The following is a 6,164-nucleotide window of genomic DNA, read 5'->3' as shown; positions in this document are numbered from 1 at the left end:
GCTCCCACTCAGCATCGCTCAGATCACCCCGCCCCATGCCCACACCAACGACCCGCACACGAAGCAGTCACATGATCGACCGGACAAGTCCTAGCTTCTCGTGCCGGCGCCGGGCCAGCTCGTCCTTCGCGGGCATATCGCACAGCTCCCCACCTCTGCCCGCAGCCGCATGTGTGCCATATGTGTGCCGCGAGTACGAAGGCCCTCCCGTCCGATGGACGGAAGGGCCTCTGACCTGGTGTTTTGCTGTGCCCCCGGCAGGATTCGAACCTGCGACACCCGCTTTAGGAGAGCGGTGCTCTATCCCCTGAGCTACGAAGGCGAAGGCCGGGGCTTGTGGAAAACCTTGTTGGAAGCCCGGAGGGCTATCCGTACTCGGTCAGACCAAAGTCCCAGGTCAGGCGGCGTGCCCGTAGCCTCCTGACCGTTTTGTGGGCGACGGTTGAGCAGGCGCGGGGCGGTGGACCTCCCGACCTCAGACAGGGTAGCGGATTCGGCGCTGGAGGGTTGGCCCTGGCCGTGCGGAGGCTCCGCTCTGGGGGGCGAGGCGTCTCTGACGTGGCCGTTTACCTTCCTCCGGCAGCGGGCGGGGGCGTCTGGTGCGGCTCGGTGGGCTGGGAGCTGGTCAGGCCCTTTTCTCCGACGCTCCCTGGGGTCGCAGCAGCACCGCTGCCATGATCGCGGTGGCCGCCAGGCCGATCGACGCGATCCCGGCGACCGCGGTGAAGCCGTGGTCGTATGCCTGGCGGGCCGCGTTCAGGACGGCGTGCGCGGTCGGGGCGGGCAGGTGGGTCATCACCTCCTCGGCCGTGGAGAACGACTCGCCCGCGGCGGCCCGTTCGTCCGGTCCGAGGCCCGGTACCGCGGGCAGGTCGGTGCGGTAGACGAGGGTCAGGACGGTGCCGAGGACGGCCACGCCGAGGCCGGCGCCGAGTTCGAAGGACGTCTCCTGGATGGCCGCCGCCTCCCCGGAGCGCTCGGGCTGCGCGGCGCTCATGATGGAGTCGGCGCCCAGCGTCATGACGATGCCGGCGCCGTAGCCCGCGGCGAGCAGCGGCAGCAGGAGCAGGCCGTAGTGGGCGGTGTCGCCGACGACGGCGATGGCCGCGTACGCGACGGCGAAGAGGGTCAGCGCTCCGGTGAGCGCCCAGCGGTTGCCCCAGCGGTTCGACGTCCAGGGGGCCGTGATCGCGCCGACGGCGTTGGCGGCGGCCAGGGGCATCAGCGCGAGTCCGGCGCTCAGCGGAGAGTACCCGCCGACCTGTTGCAGCCACTGGGTGAGGAAGAACAGCAGGGCGACATAGCTGCCGAAGCAGCCGATGACGCAGAGGGTGGCGGTGGTGAAGCGGCGCTCCCCGAAGAGCGAGAAGTCCAGCAGCGGCTCCGCGAGGCGCCGTTGGCGGCGGACGAAGGTGTACAGGAGCGCGGCGCCGCCGATGGCGCTGACGACGATCACGGTGTCCACGCCCGCGTGCTCGCCGACCTGTTTGAGCGCGTACACCAGGCCCGCCAGGCCGGTCACGGACAGCACCACGCTGGCCAGGTCCCAGCGGCGCGGGACGGGGTTCTTCGACTCCGGGATGACGCGGGCGCCGACGGCGAGGATGACGACGATGACGGGGATGTTCACCAGGAAGACGGCGCTCCAGCCCCACTGCTCGGCGACCAGCCCGCCGAGCAGCGGTCCGATCGTCGCTCCCACGCTGTGCGCGGAGGTCCACACCCCGATGGCGAAGGCCCGTTCGCGGTCGTCCGTGAAGACGACCCGGATGATCGCCACCGTCGAGGCCATGATCATGGCCGCGGCGAGGCCGAGTGCCGCGCGGGCGGCGATGAGCTGGGTCGTCGAGGTCGAGAAGGCGCATGCCGCCGAGGCGAGGCCGAAGGCGAAGAAGCCGCTCAGCACCATCCGGCGCCTGCCGATGCGGTCACCCAGGGTTCCGCAGGTCACCAGCAGGGCGGCGAGCGCCAGCGAGTACACGTCGACGATCCACAGCAACTGGGCGGCGCTGGGCTGGAGATCGAGGCTCATGCTCGGTACGGCGACATGCAGCACGGTGAGGTCGATCCCGCACAGCAGCAGGCTGCCCGACACCACGGCCAGGACCAGCCACCGTTGTCGCGACGAGCCCGCCGGCCGTTCTGTTTCCGCTGCCGCTCGCGCCGGTGCGGACGCGTCCCTTTTCAACATGGCCTCAGTTTCGGTAGGTATCGACACGGGCTACAAGTACGGTCTTTCGTGTCCCCTACTGCCATTCGGTATACCAATGGAGGTCAGCTGTGCGTTCCAGCGTGGAAGAGGCTCCGGAGTACTGCGCGATCGAGTTCGCCATGGAGGTTCTCGGGGGCCGTTGGAAGATGGCGATTCTCAAGCAACTCGTCTCCGGAACCCATCGTTTCGGCGAACTCAGGCGCGCGCTGCCGACCATCACGCAGCGCATGCTGACCCGTCAGCTGAGGGAGCTGGAGGCCGACGGCCTGGTCACCAGGACCGTGTACCGGGAGGTGCCGCCGCGGGTCGAGTACACGCTGACCGACGTCGGGCACAGCCTGGACGCCATCACGGAGCAGCTCGACAAGTGGGGCCGCTGGTACCAGGAGACGGTGCGCAGGGCGGAGCCGCCGGCCGGCCCCCGCCCTGCCGCGTGAGCGGGGCGGGGGCCGGTGTCACGGCGTCGTACGCGAGACACGGGCCGCGTGAGCGCGGACCGCTCGGGGCGGGTCTGCCGATGTGCGCGACGAGCGGCGTGCACCGGCCGACGTCCGCCAGGAACTGACGCTTGACGCCGTCCTCCTCGAAACCGCTCAGGAGCCCGGCGGCGGGTCCCGCCGCCCGTATCCCGATGGAGACTGGTCCGCCGGCGTGCCCTTCCACGGTGTGCGCCTGCCGGAACAGCGGGTCCTGAGCCGTCCGGTCCCGAGCCGTCCGGTCCTGAGCCGTTCCGCCCTGAGCCGTCCGGTCCCGAGCCGTTCCGTCCCGAATCGGCCGATGCGTCGTGTACGTCATCCGCGACGGCCCGGGGTCAGAATTCCGTGAGGTTCTGCCGGAGCGTCTGCCCCGGCGTGTACGTCGTCCGGGTGAGGCCGCGCCGTTGCAGCGCGGGGACCAGGCCGTCGGTGATCTCGCTGACCCAGCGGCGGTTGAGCCGCAGCACCGGGGTCGTCAGCATGAAGCCGTCGCCGCCGACCTCCTCCATGACCTCGCCCATCCGCTCGGCCACCTGGTCCGGCGTGCCGGTCAGCTCCACCGAGGAGACCAGCCCGCCGGCGGCGTCCATCACCAGTTCCCGCAGGGTCTTGCCGCTCCCCCACTGCTGGAGCTGGTCGAGCGACCCCTGTTCGCCGTTGGTCTCCAGCCGGTACGGCAACGGCTTGTCCAGGTCGAACTGGGCGAAGTCGATCTCCGTGAGCGCGGACGTCTCGGCGAGGATGTCGTGGATGAACTGCGGTGAGGAGATCATCCGCTGGTACTTGTCCCGGGCGTCCTGCTCGGTGTCGCCGAGCGTGGGCGTGACGCAGAACAGCACCTTGACGTCGTCGGGGTCACGCCCGGCCGCCTCGGCGTGCTTGCGCACGTCGTCGCGGAACTGCTTCATCCCGGTCACACCGTTGGCGATGGCGATGACCGAGTCCGCGTTGCGGGCGGCGAAGACCCGGCCGCGCGGAGAGGCGCCGGCCTGCGTGAACGCGGGCCGGTGCTGCGGGGAGGGCACGGTGTTCAACGGGCCGCGCACGCTGAAGTACTCGCCCTTGAAGTGGATCGGGCGGACCTTGGTGTGGTCGGCGTAGATCCCCTTCTCCCGGTCGAGTACGACGGCGTCCGCGTCCCAGGAGGCGAAGAGCTGCCGGACGACGTCGACGTACTCGTCGGCCATGGCGTAGCGCGCGTCGCGTGACGGCAGTTTCTCCAGACCGAAGTTCCGCGCGGCCAGGTCCTCGGCGCTGGTGACGATGTTCCAGCCGAAGCGCCCGCCGAGCAGGCTGTCCATCGTCGAGGCGAGCCGCGCCGTCATGAACGGCGGATACGCCAGCGTCGACAGGGTGGCGACGATCCCCAGGTGCGAGGTGACCACCCCCATCGCGGCGGCCAGCGGAACCGGGTCGTGCTTGGGGACGACCATGCCCTGCTTCAGCGCCCGCTCGGTGGAACCGCCGTAGCTCTCCGGGACCATGAGCTTGTCCTCGATGATCACGTAGTCGAAGCAGGCGCGTTCGAGAGCCTGTGCCACCTCCATGTGGAACTTGCCGTCCCAGGGCGAGCCCCCGTTGCCGAAAGGCCCCTGCCAGTCGTCCGGGGTGAAGTTGAAGATGCAGGCGAGATGGAACTTCCGGGTCACGGCTGGTCCCCTTCGGACGGGTCGGCGGGTCCGTGCCGCGGCCCCGGGCGGCGGCGGTCCGGACGGGTCTTGGCGAAGAGCAGTCCGTCGCCCTCGCGCACCAGGGCCGTCGCCTCGTCGACGACATGGCGCAGCAGCTTCTCCCCGATGCCGGCGCTCGATCCCGAGGTCGAGGAGAGGACACCGCGGTGGGTGGTCTGCCCGACGTCGACCGGGTGCAGATACACACCCGCCCGGGGCGGACTGTCGTGGTCGGGGCGCTCGTCGGTCACCAGGTCGGGGCGCAGGTGGAGCATGAGGCTGGTCTCGGTGACGCCCGCGTGCTCGGCGTGCCAGCCGGGGAACTCGTGGATCTCCGCGTCGGTCCAGGTGTCCCGGACCAGGCTCCACCAGCTGAACGCGAAGACCTCCGTGCCGTCCAGCAGTCCCTGCTCGCGCACCTGGTCCAGCGCCTCGAAGAGAAACGGTTCGTTCTCGTAGTGCCCGTTGACCACGACGAGGCGGGCGAGGGGGAGCGCCGCCAGGGCGGAGAGCGTCTCGCGCAGGAACCGCACGAGCGTGTCGCCCGCCACGTACACCGTGCCGGGGAAGAACAGCCCGCCGCCGCTCTGCGGCAGGGACCGGGCGCCGACCGCCTGCGCGGGCAGGGTGAACGCGTCGAGTTCCTTCGCGATCTCGTCGGCGAAGGCCTCCGCCAGGATCAGGTCGACGGAGAGCGGCAGATGCGGACCGTGCTGCTCGATCGCGCCGATGGGCCAGACGACGGTCCGGCCGCGTACGGCGTCGGCGACCTGGGCGCTGGTCAGGTCGGTGAGCAGGGGAGCCGAGGAGTGACCGTTCGTCATACGACCGCTGCCGCTCGTCATACGACCGCTACCGTTCGTCATACGACCGCTCCCCTGGGCTCCTCGGCGGGGAGCGGGGCGTCGGCGCGTGGGCCGACGAGGTCCCGGGTCTCCGCCAGGATGCGTTCCAGCGTCTCGTACATGTCCGTGTGCAGCGCCGTGTAGACCTGCGCCACGTTCGCTCCCACGCTGAGGTAGTCGGCCACGTCCCGGCCGCCGCTCACTCCGCCGCAGCCCATGACGGGGAGCTCGATGCCCCGCTTGCGCAACTGCCAGATGGCGGCGAGGACCAGCGGCTTGAGGCCGGGGCCTGAGTAGCCGAAGACACCGTTCAGCTCCAGTTGCCCGGTCGCGGGCGCGACGGCCGCGCCGGGGATGGTGTCGCTGAGGGTGATGGCGTCGGCTCCGCCGGCGATCGCGGCGCGCACCCGGTCCTGGAGCCCTTCGCCGACGGCCAGTTTGACGGAGAGGGGCAGCGTCGTGCGGCCGCGGGTCTCGGAGGTGTAGGCGTAGACCCGGTCGGGGTTGTCGTCCTCCAGGCCGTCCTCCTCGTTGAGGCACGAGATGCCCAGCTCCAGCGCGGAGCAGCCGGTCGCTTCGACGTCCTTGGCGAGAACCGCCAGCTCGGCCGGGGAGTCGGCGTGCAGGGAGGCGATGACGGGCAGCCGGTCGTCGGCGAAGGAACGCAGCACGTTCAGCCAGTGGTTGACCGGACGCTTGGAGTAGGTGGTGCTGTTCAGCATGCCGACGGGCAGACGCAGGATCCGCTCGTCGAGGCCCTGGGGCGGGCTGGGATGGATGGTCTTGGTGACGACAGCTCCGGCTCCCTTGGCCAAGAGTTTCCGTATGTTGCGTTCCTGATCCGTCAGCAGCCCGGATCCGACGATCACGGGATTGGCCAGCGTCAGGCCCAGAATCGACACGTCGCTCACTTCGTGACTCCGTCCGGCAGATGGGAGGGGTGTTCTGCGGGGATGGGAGG

At 70.1% G+C, this 6,164-nt stretch carries 5 protein-coding genes and 1 tRNA gene; 1 reads left to right on the top strand and 5 read right to left on the bottom strand.

Annotation, left to right across the window (positions count from 1 at the left end; genetic code table 11):
• Window positions 1-249 precede the first annotated feature (249 nt).
• Together ACFYYH_RS21835 and ACFYYH_RS21830 are read right to left on the bottom strand one after the other, a co-directional pair.
• A tRNA-Arg gene (locus ACFYYH_RS21835) sits at window positions 250-322 on the bottom strand.
• 303 nt (window positions 323-625) lie between these two features.
• Window positions 626-2,191, bottom strand: a complete 1,566-nt coding sequence (locus ACFYYH_RS21830; RefSeq protein WP_388553423.1) for an MFS transporter — start codon at window positions 2,189-2,191, stop codon at window positions 626-628.
• A gap of 89 nt (window positions 2,192-2,280) precedes the next feature.
• Between ACFYYH_RS21830 and ACFYYH_RS21825 the strand changes: the two genes are divergently transcribed.
• The gene (locus ACFYYH_RS21825; RefSeq protein ID WP_388553420.1) at window positions 2,281-2,649 is read left to right on the top strand and encodes a winged helix-turn-helix transcriptional regulator; all 369 of its coding nucleotides are present in this window, start codon (window positions 2,281-2,283) and stop codon (window positions 2,647-2,649) included.
• A 374-nt stretch (window positions 2,650-3,023) separates the two neighbouring features.
• On the opposite strand, the gene ACFYYH_RS21820 is transcribed toward ACFYYH_RS21825, so the two are convergent.
• From ACFYYH_RS21820 to ACFYYH_RS21810, 3 genes are read right to left on the bottom strand one after another with little or no spacing between them, the layout of a single operon-like run.
• Window positions 3,024-4,337, bottom strand: a complete 1,314-nt coding sequence (locus ACFYYH_RS21820) for an NtaA/DmoA family FMN-dependent monooxygenase (protein ID WP_388553419.1) — start codon at window positions 4,335-4,337, stop codon at window positions 3,024-3,026.
• Entirely contained in the window at window positions 4,334-5,224 is an 891-nt protein-coding gene (locus ACFYYH_RS21815; RefSeq protein WP_388553417.1) for a creatininase family protein, read from the bottom strand. The genes ACFYYH_RS21820 and ACFYYH_RS21815 overlap by 4 nt, the downstream gene beginning before the upstream one ends.
• Complete coding sequence (locus tag ACFYYH_RS21810; protein WP_388553415.1) at window positions 5,221-6,114, bottom strand: dihydroorotate dehydrogenase; 894 nt, start codon at window positions 6,112-6,114, stop codon at window positions 5,221-5,223. The genes ACFYYH_RS21815 and ACFYYH_RS21810 overlap by 4 nt, the downstream gene beginning before the upstream one ends.
• Between the last annotated feature and the right edge of the window lie 50 nt (window positions 6,115-6,164).

The organism is Streptomyces sp. NPDC002018, from assembly GCF_042890865.1.
Taxonomy (GTDB): domain Bacteria; phylum Actinomycetota; class Actinomycetes; order Streptomycetales; family Streptomycetaceae; genus Streptomyces.
Note: the sequence above shows the minus strand (reverse complement) of the source record. Positions and strands in the feature narration are given on the sequence as shown.

Excerpts from the sequence above, each read along its gene's own strand:
- ACFYYH_RS21830 (WP_388553423.1), bottom strand. The coding sequence starts at position 2,191 with ATGTTGAAAAGGGACGCGTCCGCACCGGCGCGAGCGGCAGCGGAAACA.
- ACFYYH_RS21815 (WP_388553417.1), bottom strand. The coding sequence starts at position 5,224 with ATGACGAACGGTAGCGGTCGTATGACGAGCGGCAGCGGTCGTATGACG.